Origin of the sequence: Halomonas urumqiensis (assembly GCF_003028575.1) — a bacterium.
In the GTDB taxonomy this organism is placed as follows: domain Bacteria; phylum Pseudomonadota; class Gammaproteobacteria; order Pseudomonadales; family Halomonadaceae; genus Halomonas; species Halomonas urumqiensis.
In genome coordinates this window covers 1-13,862 of record NZ_PYUD01000006.1, presented here as the reverse complement: position 1 = coordinate 13,862, position 13,862 = coordinate 1, and the positions used below count along the sequence as shown (strand labels likewise).

Genomic DNA, 13,862 nt, shown 5'->3' with positions numbered 1-13,862 from the left:
ATCATGGCCATCCGCTACGACCTCTGGCTTTATCCCGACAACATTGCCAGACACCGTGCCGTCGAGGCGGACCTCATTCGCTACTTCATGGAGCGCTTCGCCGACTACCCGCATATCCGCTTGTTCGGGGCAGACCCTTACGATTATGATGCGCCGTTCAATCGACTCCATGATGTCCTGATGGCCCGGGCAGGCGAATACTGCGAGCGGGAGTGGCGCTATGTGCCAACCCCGGAGCAGCTCAATCGCGCCTTCTTCCTGGCCGTGGGGCGTTCGAACAAGTTTGTACGGGACCCAAGCGATGGTGATCCGCACCGATCAGACTCCTGATACCCACCAGCTGGCCATCATCACCGAGCAACTGGGCCGCGCACCCCGTGGCATCGAGGCGGTGGCCGCCACCGATGGCGAGGGGACGCCGCTGGTGCTGCGCATGGCGCCCATCGTCGATGGCAAGCCGTTTCCGACGCTCTACTGGCTGAGTTCCGAGCGGCTGAAGGTCGAGATTTCGCATATCGAAGCCGCCGGAGTGATCAAGCAGCTCGAGACTCGCCTGCAACAGGACCCCGACTTCCTGGCTGCCTACCACCAGAGCCACCGCGACTATGTCGAGGCTCGCTGGCGCCTGATGAGCGACGCCCAGCAAGCGGAAGTAAAGCGGCTGGGCTATGAGAACGTGTTGCGCGAGCGCGGTATCGGCGGCATCGCCAACTGGGATCAGGTGCGCTGCCTGCATACCCAGTATGCTCACCACCTGTGCGGCAACAATGTCATCGGTCAGTGGCTGGATACCGAGTACGGTGTGGCCGACTGCCTGCCCTGAGCGATCCAGTACGATGGCGACGCCGCGCGCCAGAATGATGGCCCGCCAAGGAGATCCGCATGTCGAAATTCTGTGTCTACCTGGGCTCACGGGATGGCCGTGACCCACAATTCCTCGCCGCCGCGAGACGCTTCGGTGAGACCCTGGGCCGGCGCGGCCACACCCTGGTATACGGCGGTGCTCGGATCGGCATGATGGGCGCCCTGGCCGAGGCCACCATGGCGGCGGGGGGCAAAGCGATTGGCGTGATGCCCGATCATCTGGTCGAGCGCGAGCAGGCTCACCACGGCCTTACCGAGCTGATTCGCGTGCGCAACATGCATGAACGCAAATCCAGCATGGCGGGCCATGCCGATGCGTTCGTCGTGTTGCCAGGAGGCATCGGCACCCTGGAGGAATTCTTCGAGGCCTGGACCTGGCACTACCTTGGCCTGCATGACAAACCGATCGGCGTGCTGGATACCGCCGGTTTCTATGCGCCATTGCTGTCCTTTCTCGACAGCACGGTGGAACATGGCTTCCTCAATGGCCGGACACGCGCCGAGTTGATCGACGCCGCCGAACCGGAAGCGCTGCTGGACGTACTGGAAGCCAGGCTTGCCATGCCCCGTTGAGTGGTCAGGCTCGCCCGCCCACCCTATTGGCTCATCGCTCAGGAGATCCCATGTACGCCATTGCACACGACGCAGACACCCTGGCATGGAACGAAGCGCCATCCCCCGGGCCCCTCAGCGAGCGCCAGGTTCGATTGCGTGTCGCCTGGGCAGGGGTGAACCGTGCCGACCTGATGCAGCGTGCGGGCGGCTACCCCCCGCCCCCCGGTGCCAGCGAAATTCTTGGCCTGGAGGTCAGCGGTAGCGTTATCGAGACAGGCTCAGGAGTGAGGCAGTATCAGGTGGGTACGCGCGTCTGCGCCCTGCTCGATGGCGGCGGGTATGCCGAGGAGGTCGTGGTGGATGAGCGCCAGTTACTGCCGCTGCCCGATGGACTGGATCTGCGCCAGTCGGCAGCCCTGCCGGAAGTCTTCGCCACCGCCTGGCTCAACCTGTTCATGGAGGGCGCCTTGGCGCCCGGTGAGCGAGTTCTCGTGCACGCCGCGGCAAGCGGGGTGGGCACCGCCGCCATTCAATTATGCCGGGCCTTCGGTCAGCCCTGCTTCGTCACTGCGGGCAGCGACGAGAAACTCACCCGCTGCCGGGAACTCGGCGCCGAAGACGGCTGGAACCGCCATCACGGCAGCTTCGTCGAGACCGTCAAGGCGTGGGGCGGTGCCGACATGATCCTCGACCCGGTGGGTGCCAGTTACCTTCCCGACAACCAGGCAGTGCTCAATGCCGATGGCCGGCTGGTGGTGATTGGCCTGATGGGCGGGCGCCACGCCAAGCTGGATATGGGCCGCCTGCTGATGAAGCGTCAGCGGGTGATCGGCTCGACCCTGCGCGCCAAGCCTGCCGACGCCAAGGGCAGGATCCTCTCTGCCCTGCACGAACAGGTGTGGCCACAGCTGGCCAATGGCGAGATCGCCCCGCTGATCGACCGCACATGGCCGATCGCAGAAGCAGAAGCCGCTCACGCGCACATGCAGCAGGATGCCAATGTCGGCAAGCTGTTACTGGAGGTCAGTGGAGAGCGGTGACCGAATGTCTGGTGCCGGCCCGAGCCGATCCGAAGGCCAGGCACCGTATATGCCTGCTCAGACCTTGGCCGTCACAGGCAGGGCGATCTCCATGCCGAGCAACAGGAAGGAGAGTGTCTTGCCGTGGCCGTCGAGGTTCAACGCCCCGTTGACCCCACCCTGCAGCACATCATCGAGTACCAGGTTCATCCCGGCCAGGCCCGGCAGTGGGTAGCGCCGTACCCGGCTGACGCCGCGATGGGCAAACAGCGCCCGCACCCGCTCCTCGGTGACCTGAGCCATGAGAACCTCGAAGTGGCACGGGTCGTAGGCGAACAACGCCAGGTTCAGCCGTTCACCCTTGTCGCCCGCCCGGGCATGCGCCAGGCGGTGTAACGATACCGTGATCTCATCTTCACTGTGCACCATGATCATGGCTCCCCTCGTTGTGCGGAATGGCGTTGTGCAGCCTGGTGTCGTTCCGCGCAGCGCCATAGAGCGTGGCGAAGGCGTCGACATCGCTGCGCTTGACCAGGTAGGAGGCCGTACACACACGACGTTGGAACTGGCGCCTCACCCCGCCCCCGCCGGCGGGGCCGGCGCAATAGAGCGCCAGCAGCTCCTGGGTGGCACGTTCCACCCAGCGCCGTTCGGGGTGCCCGGCAGCGAGCCGCAGGCGGTAGTCGCCGTTCTCAGCCCCCGCTGCCAGCCGCTGCAGGTCACCTGCATCGCTGTCGAAGACGCTGGCGTGGCCGATGATGTCGAGACGCGAGTGCAGCTCAGGCGGTACGCGAAAACTGAGCCTTTCGCGAAGCACCTCCGCGGCGAGTCGCGCACGGCCCAGGGCATTGGGGCCGGCGTAGGAGATCTCCGCCTCGCCCTGCCAGCCGCCGGCGTAGCAGACGGTGGTCTTGAGCCGCTCTGGCGCCGGTCGGCCCCGAATGCCACTGACCGCGACCCTATCGGGGCCCACCTGGACGACCCGGACGTCGGAGATATCCACGATCACGTCAGGCGTCAGGTAACTGCCCGGGTCATGTACCTCGTAGAGAAGCTGCTCCTTCACCGTGCGTTCGGTCACGCAGCCGCCAGTGCCGGGCGGCTTGGTCACCACCAGGCTGCCGTCCTTCTCCACTTCGATGATGGGATATCCCACCGTGGCGAGGCCAGGCACGTCCTTGAGCCCCGGGTCGGCGAAATAGCCGCCACTCACCTGGGCCCCGCACTCTCCCAGGTGCCCCGCCATGGTGCCCGCGGCCAGGCGATCCCAGTCGTCCCATTGCCAGCCGAAATGATGTATCAGCGGAGCCAGGAACAGCGACGGGTCGGCCACACGCCCCGTCACTACCACCTCGGCGCCCAGGCTCAGCGCCTCGACCAGGGGCTCGGCGCCGAGATAGACATTGGCCGAGATCAGCGCTGCCTCATCAGGCATCTCGCCGCTCTCCGTCTCCCAGTTCTGCAGATCGATACCGGACAGGCGCGAGCGGATGTCGTCGCCCTGCACATGGCCGATGCGGAGTTCGGCCCGCCCCGCCCTTTCGCCCAGAACGCGGACTCGCTCACAGGCACCCGCGGGGTTGGCGGCGCCGAAGTTGCCAAGGATGGTGATGCCATTGTCCAGGCAATCGACGAGCACGGGTTCCAGCAGTTCATCGAGCAGCGGCTCGAAGCCGCCCCCCGCGTCGTCATGCCGTGCCCTGTGGGCGGCGGCCAGAGTGCGCTCCCCCAGAGTCTCGAAGAGCAGCGCGGCAGGTTGGCCGCGCCGGACAAGCTCCGCCACGACGGGAATGGCGGCATCGGTGCGGTCGCCGGAGAAGCCGGCACCGCTGCCCAACAGGAATGTCATGGGTGGGTCTCCTTGGCGGGAACGTCATGCTTAGTGGGGCCGGCATTTCCCGGCTGGCGCCGGTGCAGGGCATACATGCCCACCAGCGTCAGCAACGCGGCCGCGGTGGTGACCCAACCCGGCGTAAGCGCCAGGATGATCACCACGATCAGGCCGATGATATCCAGCGCACGGTGGCCGGTGATCGCCACCCGGGAGACCAGCGAGGCGAAGGCCAGCACGAAGACCACGCCCTGGCAGCTCGCCAATGCGATATCGACAGCGCCGCCGAAACCGGCCAGGGCCGGATAAATCAGCAGCAGGAAGGGAATGACGTAGATCGCTCCCGCCAGGCGCACGGCCTCGCCGGCTGCCGGTAGCCAGTTGGTTCCGGCAATGCCCGAGGCGACGAACACCGCGACGCACACCGGCGGCGTGATGACCGAGAGAGTGGCGAAATAGAACACGAACAGGTGTGCGATCAGCGGCTCCACACCGATGGTGGTCAACGCCGGCGCCAGCACCGAGGCCACCAGGACGTAAGCGGCGGTGGTCGGAATGCCCATGCCGAGGATCAGGCACACGCCGCCCACGATGCCTGCCACCAGGAACAGCGACTCGCCCCCCACATTGACGATCAAGCTGGCGAGCGTCACACCGATGCCCGTCATGCCGATCATCGCCACCAGAATCTGGGCACCGGCCAGCAGCACGCCGATGATCACCATCCCCTTGCCGGCATCCATCAACCCCGAAAGCAGCTTGGCGAGAATCTCTCGGAGCGGCATTTTCGCGAACAGCGAGAACGGCACGAACGTCAGCACCGTCATCAAGATGCCGTAGAACGCCGATAGCTGTATGGAGCGGCCGCTTAGCACACCGTAGAAGAGCCCGCCCAATGCCGCGAGAATCGGCACGATGCGCTCGGGGCGCAACACGTCGTGCCAGCCAGGCAGCTCATCGCCAGGTACCACGCGGAGGTCGCGCCGTCGCGCCACCAGATGAATGGTCAGAAAGACGCCCAGATAGAACAGAATCGCCGGCAGCAACGCCGCCAGGGCGATACGCAGGTAACTCTCGCCCAGAATCTCGGCCATGATGAAAGCCGCCGCGCCGAGAATCGGTGGTGCAATCTGTCCCCCGGTCGAAGCGACGGCCTCGACCCCGGCGGCGAAGGGCCGCGGATAATCGAGGCGCTTCATCATGGGAATGGTGAAATTGCCGGTCGTGGCCACGTTGGCCACCGCGCTGCCGCTTACCATGCCGAACAACCCAGAGGCGACCGTGGCCACCTTGGCAGCGCCACCCGGCGAGCGTCCGCTGATGCGCAACGCCATGTCCATGAAGGTCTGGCCGCCACCGGTATGCAGCAGCAGGCTGCCAAACAGCACGAACGCCGCGATGGTGGTCGCAGCCACGCCGACCAACATGCCCCACACTCCGAGATCACCGAGATAGATGGTCTCGGTGATGTAGGCCAGGTCGAAGCCTCGGTGTCCGAGCGGTCCGGGAATGGCCGCGCCGAACCAGGCATAGGCCAGGCCGGCCACCACCAGCAGCGGGAAGATCACGCCGATGGCGCGCCGCGACAGCTCGAGTATCGCCACCAACAGCACGCCCGTGAACAGCATGTCGCGAGTGGATGCCCAGGGCAGCTCTACCAGGATGCGCTCGTAGTTCATCACCACGTAGCCGCAGGCGAGCACAGTGCCAACCGCCAGGATCAGGTCGAACGCCAGGCCCAGCGGTCGCCAGCGCTTGCCGGCCCCCAGCGGATAGACAGCAAGCCCCAGCAAGATGACCAGTGCGAGGAAGATTCCGCGCTGTACCAGGCTCTCGAAAGGACCGGTGGCGGCGGTATAGAGGATCAGGCCACCCAGTGTGAGGGCCAGCCCCCGGATCAGATGCTCGCGCATGAAGATCTCCTCCGGCAGCCGTTATTCGGCGGGCTGCAGGGCTTCAGGAATCTCCATTCCCTGCTCTTCGAAGTAGCGTGCCGCACCGGCGTGCAGGGGAACGGTACCGACATCGAGGGTCATCTGTGCCAGGTCGGCATCCTTGACCGCCGAGAAGGCATTGGCCTGGGGCTCGAGGTTCTCCATCACCGCCTTGACGATCTGGTAGGCGGTCTCTTCATCCATGTCCGGATGCGCATGCACGGCCACGCCGAAGGCCCAGGTGGTGAAGCTGGGGATACCGTCCGCAGCGCCTTCGGGGATGTCCACGACGGCGATGTCGGGCATCTCGCTGCGCAGGGTGTCAGCTTGTTCGTCACTGAGTGAGAGCACATTGATCGGCGTGAAGGTGGCGATATCCATGGTCGAACCATCCAGGCGGTTGCCCACCCCGGATTTCACGTAACCGTTGATGCGCCCATCCTTGATGGAGTCGACCACATCGGTGGTGGAGCCACGCACATAGTCGGGAGAAATGCCAAGCGTCTCCATGACCGCCTCGGTGGTGCTCTCGGTGGCCGAGCCGGTGATCCCCGGATTGAGGCGCACACCGTCCAACCCTTCCATGCTGTCGACGCCGGCATCTTCGCGCATCACCACGTTTTGCGGCGCGACGGTGTATACCCATAGCAGGCGGGTGTCCACCGGACGCTGCTCGAAGTCCCCAAGACCCGCATAGGCGTGATAGCCGGTATTGGTCGTCACCAGCCCCATGTCGATCTGATTGCGGCTGAGCCGGCGCAGATTGTCGACCGTGGCCCCTGTCTCGGCAACGGAGGAGCTGACCCCTTCGAGTTCACCGTTGATGATCTGATTGACCGCCACGAAGTAACCGTAGTGGCTCGACGAGCTGGAGGTCGACCCAATCAGCAGGCGCTCCTGAGCGGGAGCGGAAGCAGCGGCGAAGAGTGCGGCGCTGGCGGCGACGGCGGTGAGCAGCGTTTTCATGGTTGGCTCCTAGCCCGGTGTGGGCTTGTTCTTGTAGAGAATCGTGTTGGATAGCGGCACCGCGTGAAGCGCGACTCGGGCGAGTGCCGCTGTGTGCAGAGTGGCCAACCCTGCTATGTTTTGTACATTGAATTGTTTTTAAAACGTGTTTTACTTTATAAATGAACCCCAGCATCCGACAGCTCGACGCCTTCGTCGCGGTGGCCCAGTCGCGCAGCCTGGCCGAAGCCAGTGAGCGTATCCACCTCTCCCAGCCAGCGATCTCGATCGCCCTGCGCAAGCTGGAAGAGACGGTGGGTGGTTCACTGTTCTCACGCAGCACCCGACAGCTCACCCTCACACCGGAGGGTGAAGCCTTCCTGCCGGTGGCGATTCGCCTGCTGAATGATTGGAGCGTGGCTTTCGAGGATCTCGACGAGTTGTTCTCGAAGAAGCGTGGCAAGGTGGCGGTGGCGGCGCTGCCCACCCTGGCCGCCGGCTTGTTACCAGGGGTCATCGCCACCTTCCATGCCCGCTATCCGCGCATCAACTTCGCCCTGCACGACGTACTCGCCGAGCAGGTGAACCTGATGGTGCGGGAGGGGCGTGCCGACCTGGGACTCTCGGTACCGCCAGTCGACTCGGAGGATCTCGCCTTCGAGCCGGTGCTGGAGGATCGCTACGTGGTGGTCTGCCCGCTGGGCCACCCACTGTTGGAACACTCACGCATCGCCTGGCAGGAACTGGCTGACTTCCCCTTCATCGGCATCAACCGCCTCTCCAGCTCACGTCAGGTCATCGACCGCATCATGGCCGAGGTGGGTCGGTCGCTCGATATCATCTGCGATGCCAGCCAAATCGCCACCGTGGGGCGCATGGTGGCGGCCGGCGTAGGCATCAGCGTATTGCCCAAGCTGAGCTTCCGCCAAATCGTCACCCACGGCATCGACTACCGCCCCCTGGTATCACCCGACGTGGGACGCCCGCTCGGCATCGTGCAGTATCGCCGGCGCGCTCTTTCCACGGCCTCGGTGGCGCTTCGCGAGATGATCATCGCCGCCGGTCGGGAAACAATCGCTTGACTCATCACAGGCTGTCAGACCGCACATGATGGCTTCGCTCATCGTGCCAAGTGGAGACGAACACGAGCAAGGGAGATGTGGGGAATGCGAGAAGGGAATACCTGGGGTGAGATGCGATCGCCTTAGCCTTTGCCTGCGAGTTCGCGAGTCCGCTGGTAGGTGAGCTGCAATAGCCGGGCATCCTCGCCGGCGCGATGGCGGTATATGCCCAGCTCTTCGATCAGCGCTTCGCGGGTTTCGTGCCAGATCTCGAGCTGGCCTTCGCTCAGCAACATGCGCAGTGCCTCGAGACGAAATGCCGGCAGCATGCCGGCATGGTGGAACAGCAACGACAGCCAGGTGTTGTCGTAGCCCCAGCTGTCGCTGTAGGCGATGCCGATCTCATCGAGCTCGTCGTTCAACCAGCGCGCTACCTGCCGTACCGGATAACCTTCTCGCGCCAGACGGCCTCGCGAGATGCCATGCAGCAACTCGGCCTTGGGGTCCCAATGGGTCCATTCCTCGAGTGGCTGGATCAGAAAGGCACAGCTGCTGCCGTCAGGACGTGCCAGGCCGACCTCGATGGGGTAGCTGCCGCGTCCGAATCCGGACGCTTCGATATCGAGCAGAGTCGGTAACGTCACGGAAGGCAACATCCTCGAGGCAGGGTTCCGGTCAGGTGACCGGGATGGGCCCGGCCGACGATTGGCCTAGTGTCGCGTTTCGGCTCCACTGCTGTCCAGCACCTCGGACAACCGGCCGGCCTGGTCCGCCAGCTGCTGCCAATAGTCAGCGCGCTCGTCATCCACCGGCAGTCCGAGCTGGCCTTCGCGGTAAGCCCGCGAGAGGCGGCTGGCGGCAAGTGGGTGACCTGCTTCGCCCGCACGTGCGTACCAGGTAACCGCATGGTCATCGCGACGCGGATAGAGTGCACAGCCATGTTCGTGAATCTGGCCGGCCTGATACTGGGCACGTGCATCGCCAGCATGTGCGGCCTCAAGCACGTAGCGAGCGCCGCGAGCCTTGTCCTGCGGGCTCATGCCGCGATGAAACAGCATATGGCCGTAGACCGATAATGCGGCCGTATGGCCAGCATCGGCGCAACGCTGAAAGAGATGCATGGTCAGCCGCTGGGTGCGCGGCGAGCGAGGCAGCCAACGGGTATGAAAAAGCTGCTCCGCCAGGCGATATTCGAGCCGAGTGAACAGAGATGATGCCTGGGTCATGGCCAACAACCGAATCCTGTTTATCGTGATGATGACGGGGCGCACCACCCTGTGCGCGGCGTCATTCGCCTGCAATGACGACCAACGCCCCAGGCTCCCCCGGGGCGTAACGGGCGGCCAGCATACGCCTGGCACAGCGATGACTCAAGCCCTGCATTTGCGGCCGTGGCCGACCTGCCGCTACCATGCCAATTCGAACCAGACTGTGACTTATCATGAACACCAACCAGTCGATGATTTCCACACACGATTCCTGGCCCGGAGAGTAACGGATGCAGACGCGACCACTTGGCAATACCGGCATCGAAGTCAGCCGACTCTGCCTTGGCACCATGACCTACGGCGAGCAGAACAGCGAAGCCGAGGCCTACGAACAACTTGATCGTGCCGTGTCCTTTGGCATCAACTTCATCGACACTGCCGAAATGTATCCGGTGCCCCCGCTGGCCAACACCCAAGGGCGCACAGAAGCCTACATCGGCAACTGGCTAAAGCAGCGCGGCTCCCGCGACGACGTGATCATTGCCACCAAGGCGGCGGGCCCCGGCCTCGACCATATCCGTAATGGGCCACGCCATACTCGAGACCACCTGCGCCAAGCCGTCGATGATAGCCTCGCTCGCCTGCAGACCGATTACATCGACCTTTATCAACTGCACTGGCCAGATCGTCGTACCAACTTCTTCGGCAAGCTTGGCTACACCCATGAGGAGGAAGAAGACGCCACGCCGCTCGAGGAAACCCTTTCCGCTCTCAAGGAGCTGGTCGATGCCGGCAAGATCCGCGCCATCGGGCTCTCCAATGACACGCCCTGGGGGGTGATGCGCGCATTGCACATCGCCGACACCCATGGCCTGCCGCGGGTCGCTTCCGTGCAAAACCCCTACAACCTTCTCAACCGCAGTTTCGAGGTGGGTCTGGCCGAGATTGCCCATCGCGAAGGGGTTGGCCTGCTGGCCTACTCCCCTCTGGGGTTCGGGGTTCTTTCCGGCAAATACCTTGATGGCGCTCGCCCAGCCAAGGCCCGCCTGACGCTCTTCGAGCGCTTCAAGCGCTACACCTCGCCGGTGGCTGAAGAGGCGACCCGCGCCTATGTCGATATCGCCCGTGAACATGGACTCGACCCGGCACAGATGGCCCTGGCGTTCGTCAATTCACGCAGCTTCCTGACCAGCAATATCATCGGTGCCACCACCATGGAGCAGTTGGAAAGCAACCTGGCCAGTGAATCGCTCAAGCTAGACCAGGAAGTGCTCGACGCCATTGACGATGTGCACGCGCGACTCTCCAACCCCTGCCCCTGATCACACCGGTCATCCTGGAGTATCTGCCGCCGGTGGAGGGCTATCATCGCGATAGCCCACCACCAGCCAGGCACTTGGTATACTTGGCGGTTCTCACCCACAGGCACAGGAGCGCCCCATGCTGAGCGTTATCTCGCCCGCCAAGACGCTGGACTTCGAGACTCCGGCAACTACGGGTATCCATTCAGAGCCAGATTTTCTCGACAGCAGCCAGCAGTTGATCGAGATCCTCCGCGGCTATTCACCGCAGCAGCTCAGTGATCTGATGGGTATCAGCGACAAGCTCGCCGGACTCAACGCCGCGCGCTTTGCCGAGTGGCAGCCGCCTTTCGACAGCCATAATGCCAAGCCGGCGGCCCAGGCCTTCCAGGGCGATGTCTACGTCGGCCTCGAGGCCAGCACCTTCAACGACGATGACAACGCCTTCGCCCAGCAGCACCTGCGCATACTTTCAGGGCTGTATGGCTTGCTACGCCCCCTGGATCTGATCCAGCCCTACCGGCTGGAAATGGGCACGCGCCTAGAAAACCCGGCGGGCAGGGACCTTTATGCCTTCTGGAAGGACACCCTGACCCAAGAACTGGATCGCGCCATCAAGGCCAGTGGCAGCCACGTGCTGGTCAACCTGGCCTCTAATGAGTACTTCAAGGCAATCGACACCAAAAGGCTCCAGAGCCGGGTGATCACACCGGTGTTCAAGGACGAAAAGAACGGCAAGCTGAAGATCATCAGCTTCTATGCCAAGAAGGCGCGCGGGCTAATGGCTGCCTGGATGATCCGGCATCGCCTCGATGACCCGGAAGGGCTCAAGGACTTCGACGTGGCGGGCTATCACTTCAACGCCAACCTCTCGGAAGGCGACACACTGGTGTTCACCCGCGCCGAAGCAGATGCGTGACGTTGCGCTATGACCGTATTCGACCCATCAGAAGTCCAGCGCACGTGAGGCTCGTGGCTTCAGGAAGCGTCGGTGCGCCTGTTTGAAACGCTCATCATCACAGCGATGCAACCACTCGTAGGCTACCATGTCGGCGCTCACCGCAACCGCACCTGCCTGCACCATTCTCTCCTTCGCCAGCGTCGCCTCTGCGGCCCGCCGGCTGGCCGAAGCCTCAACCACCCAATAGACCTCGTAACCCGCTTCCAGCAAACCAAGCCCTGTCTGCATCACGCAGATATGGGCTTCAGTACCGCAGATGACGATTTGACGTCGCTCACTCGCCTTCAGAGCCTCGGCGAACTCAGGTTCAGCATGGGCATCGAAATGCAGCTTCTGCCATACGCGGCAGTTGGGTAGCGCCTCGAGCAGCGCTGGTTCACTGCCGCCCAGGCCCTGTGGATACTGCTCGGTCAGCCAGACAGGCACGTCGATGGACATCGCCAACTCCCCCAGCCAACCAGCCTCGCGCGCTGCCTGATCACCATGCTCGATCACCGGCAATAGTCCCGCCTGCATGTCGACGATCAATACCAGACTCTGTTCGCTTGTCAGACGCATGGCTTGCTCCCGGTTCTTGTCGTGAGCAACCAGCATAGTGGGTAGAATGCTTGGCAGTGAAGCGTCTCTCGACAAGACCACTTCCGCTGCAATACTCCCGCAACACATCACTGCGTCACTCACCAGGAGATTCCCTCGATGCGTCAGTTACTTGTCATGCTGGTGGTTGGTCTGCTCAGCATTGGTCCGGCCATGGACTTCGCCGAAGCACGCCGTCTCGGTGGCGGCGGCAACGTCGGCAGCTTCTCCCGGTCCGCGGATCGTCCCGCCGCAACACCCAACCAAGCGGCCCCGGCCCGTCAAGGTCAAAACCGGGCCACGGGTTCACGGATGCCCGGCATGCTAGGGGGACTGCTCGCTGGTGGCCTTCTTGCTGCGTTGTTCTTCGGTGGAGCTTTCGACGAGCTGCGGCTGATGGACATCCTTGTGGTGGCACTGATCGGCTTTCTATTATTGCGCCTGTTCGCTCGCCGACGCCCCGCCATGGCGGATGGCACTACCCCCGAGCAACCCGCCGCTCACCAGCCCCAGGCCTTCCAGGCCGATTCACAGGCAACGGCATCGGGCATGGCCTTTGCCGGAGCGCCGGAGTGGTTCGATCGCGAGCGCTTCCTTGGCGCGGCCAAGGAACACTTCATGACCCTGCAGCGGGCCTGGGACAATAACGACTTCGCGGGCATACAGGAGTACGTCACGCCAGCACTCTACAATGTGCTGCGCGAAGAGCGTGACAGGCATCCCGCCAACAATCGTACCGAGGTCGTACGCCTGTTCGCCGAGCTTGGAAGTGTCCGCGAGGCAGGTCCACAGGCCGAAGCCACGGTCATCTTCCATGGCATTCTCGATGAGAACGGAGAACATAACGAGTTCAACGAAACCTGGCATCTGGTACGTGACCTGCGTGATGGCGCTCCCTGGTACGTACAGGGCATCGAACAGAACAGCTGACAGACCAATGCCAAAGAAACCTCCATAACCAACAAGTCCGGGCATCTGCCCGGACTTGTTGGTTATGAAACATGTTTCTGGAGCCTTGAGTCACTCGCCTTCGGCGCCCTCCTGAATGGACTCACCCATTTCCTCGACGCTTTCCCCAGCATCTTCCATTGCCTCGTCGATATTTTCTCCCGCCTCTTCGGCCGGCCCCTGCTCCTCTTCGCAGGCCGCCAGTCCACCTGCCATCAAGGCGATCAGCATGGCCATTCCGAGTGTCTTGAGCATTGCTTTGGTCATCGTCATCTCCTCCTGAGATTGGCTGTTCCTGTGTACCGAGGTTGCGTAATACCCAGAAAACACTAGCCGCCAAGCCGACGAATCACAACTACCGCCTGCAACCTCGTGTAACTCTTCCGTACAAACAACAACACCCCGACCAAGATGGCCGGGGTGTTGTCTGAAGAAGTGCCTGACGATGATCGCGCCGGGCTCCGGGACTCTCCATGGGGACCCCCCCCAAACGACAACACCCCAGCCAATGGCTGGGGTGTTGTCTGAATAAGTGCCTGACGATGACCTACTCTCGCATGGGGAAACCCCACACTACCATCGGCGCTAAGCGGTTTCACTGCTGAGTTCGGCATGGGATCAGGTGGTTCACGCTCGCTATGGTCGTCAGGCGAAAAGGG

At 63.2% G+C, this 13,862-nt stretch carries 16 protein-coding genes and 1 rRNA gene; 8 read left to right on the top strand and 9 right to left on the bottom strand.

Going from position 1 to position 13,862, the window contains the following annotated elements; all coding sequences use genetic code 11:
- Positions 1 to 3: 3 nt before the first annotated feature.
- From C6V82_RS14165 to C6V82_RS14150, 4 genes are read left to right on the top strand one after another with little or no spacing between them, the layout of a single operon-like run.
- A complete protein-coding gene (locus C6V82_RS14165; RefSeq protein ID WP_102587003.1) occupies positions 4 to 330 on the top strand; it encodes a hypothetical protein in 327 nt (108 codons plus the stop codon).
- Entirely contained in the window at positions 302 to 823 is a 522-nt protein-coding gene (locus C6V82_RS14160) for a DUF501 domain-containing protein (RefSeq protein ID WP_102586989.1), read from the top strand. Before C6V82_RS14165 ends, C6V82_RS14160 begins: the two co-directional genes overlap by 29 nt.
- A gap of 59 nt (positions 824 to 882) precedes the next feature.
- Positions 883 to 1,437, top strand: coding sequence for an LOG family protein (locus tag C6V82_RS14155; RefSeq protein ID WP_102586990.1), 555 nt, complete (start codon positions 883 to 885; stop codon positions 1,435 to 1,437).
- Between the two features lie 50 nt (positions 1,438 to 1,487).
- Entirely contained in the window at positions 1,488 to 2,459 is a 972-nt protein-coding gene (locus C6V82_RS14150) for an NAD(P)H-quinone oxidoreductase (protein WP_102586991.1), read from the top strand.
- Between the two features lie 57 nt (positions 2,460 to 2,516).
- Here the strand turns inward: C6V82_RS14150 and C6V82_RS14145 are convergent, their stop codons facing one another.
- From C6V82_RS14145 to C6V82_RS14130, 4 genes are read right to left on the bottom strand one after another with little or no spacing between them, the layout of a single operon-like run.
- Positions 2,517 to 2,873 carry an AtuA-related protein gene (locus C6V82_RS14145; RefSeq protein WP_102586992.1) on the bottom strand — a complete coding sequence of 119 codons (357 nt, stop codon included), beginning with the start codon at positions 2,871 to 2,873 and terminating at the stop codon, positions 2,517 to 2,519.
- On the bottom strand, positions 2,854 to 4,287 hold the full coding sequence (locus C6V82_RS14140; protein WP_102586993.1) for an acyclic terpene utilization AtuA family protein: 1,434 nt from the start codon (positions 4,285 to 4,287) through the stop codon (positions 2,854 to 2,856). The genes C6V82_RS14145 and C6V82_RS14140 overlap by 20 nt, the downstream gene beginning before the upstream one ends.
- A complete protein-coding gene (locus C6V82_RS14135) occupies positions 4,284 to 6,182 on the bottom strand; it encodes a TRAP transporter permease (protein WP_180978226.1) in 1,899 nt (632 codons plus the stop codon). The genes C6V82_RS14140 and C6V82_RS14135 overlap by 4 nt, the downstream gene beginning before the upstream one ends.
- A 21-nt stretch (positions 6,183 to 6,203) precedes the next feature.
- Positions 6,204 to 7,169 (bottom strand): TAXI family TRAP transporter solute-binding subunit, encoded by a 966-nt coding sequence (locus C6V82_RS14130; protein ID WP_102586995.1) that lies wholly within the window; start codon positions 7,167 to 7,169, stop codon positions 6,204 to 6,206.
- Positions 7,170 to 7,330: 161 nt separating this feature from the next.
- Here C6V82_RS14130 and C6V82_RS14125 point away from each other — a divergent pair, with 161 nt between their 5' ends.
- Complete coding sequence (locus tag C6V82_RS14125) at positions 7,331 to 8,230, top strand: LysR family transcriptional regulator (protein ID WP_102586996.1); 900 nt, start codon at positions 7,331 to 7,333, stop codon at positions 8,228 to 8,230.
- Between the two features lie 122 nt (positions 8,231 to 8,352).
- On the opposite strand, the gene C6V82_RS14120 is transcribed toward C6V82_RS14125, so the two are convergent.
- Positions 8,353 to 8,853: a hypothetical protein gene (locus C6V82_RS14120; protein ID WP_229843219.1), complete on the bottom strand. Its 501-nt coding sequence runs from the start codon at positions 8,851 to 8,853 to the stop codon at positions 8,353 to 8,355.
- A gap of 66 nt (positions 8,854 to 8,919) precedes the next feature.
- Positions 8,920 to 9,435: a tetratricopeptide repeat protein gene (locus C6V82_RS14115; RefSeq protein ID WP_102587004.1), complete on the bottom strand. Its 516-nt coding sequence runs from the start codon at positions 9,433 to 9,435 to the stop codon at positions 8,920 to 8,922.
- Positions 9,436 to 9,707: 272 nt separating this feature from the next.
- Here C6V82_RS14115 and C6V82_RS14110 point away from each other — a divergent pair, with 272 nt between their 5' ends.
- Complete coding sequence (locus C6V82_RS14110; protein ID WP_102586998.1) at positions 9,708 to 10,739, top strand: NADP(H)-dependent aldo-keto reductase; 1,032 nt, start codon at positions 9,708 to 9,710, stop codon at positions 10,737 to 10,739.
- Between the two features lie 118 nt (positions 10,740 to 10,857).
- Positions 10,858 to 11,637 (top strand): peroxide stress protein YaaA, encoded by a 780-nt coding sequence (gene yaaA / locus C6V82_RS14105; RefSeq protein ID WP_102586999.1) that lies wholly within the window; start codon positions 10,858 to 10,860, stop codon positions 11,635 to 11,637.
- Positions 11,638 to 11,664: 27 nt separating this feature from the next.
- Here the strand turns inward: yaaA and C6V82_RS14100 are convergent, their stop codons facing one another.
- Positions 11,665 to 12,237 (bottom strand): isochorismatase family protein, encoded by a 573-nt coding sequence (locus tag C6V82_RS14100; RefSeq protein WP_102587005.1) that lies wholly within the window; start codon positions 12,235 to 12,237, stop codon positions 11,665 to 11,667.
- Between the two features lie 138 nt (positions 12,238 to 12,375).
- Between C6V82_RS14100 and C6V82_RS14095 the strand changes: the two genes are divergently transcribed.
- On the top strand, positions 12,376 to 13,185 hold the full coding sequence (locus C6V82_RS14095) for a Tim44 domain-containing protein (RefSeq protein WP_102587000.1): 810 nt from the start codon (positions 12,376 to 12,378) through the stop codon (positions 13,183 to 13,185).
- A gap of 90 nt (positions 13,186 to 13,275) precedes the next feature.
- On the opposite strand, the gene C6V82_RS14090 is transcribed toward C6V82_RS14095, so the two are convergent.
- Both C6V82_RS14090 and rrf read right to left on the bottom strand, forming a co-directional pair.
- Positions 13,276 to 13,470: a hypothetical protein gene (locus C6V82_RS14090; RefSeq protein ID WP_102587001.1), complete on the bottom strand. Its 195-nt coding sequence runs from the start codon at positions 13,468 to 13,470 to the stop codon at positions 13,276 to 13,278.
- Positions 13,471 to 13,737: 267 nt separating this feature from the next.
- Positions 13,738 to 13,853, bottom strand: a 5S ribosomal RNA gene (gene rrf, locus C6V82_RS14085).
- Positions 13,854 to 13,862 lie beyond the last annotated feature (9 nt).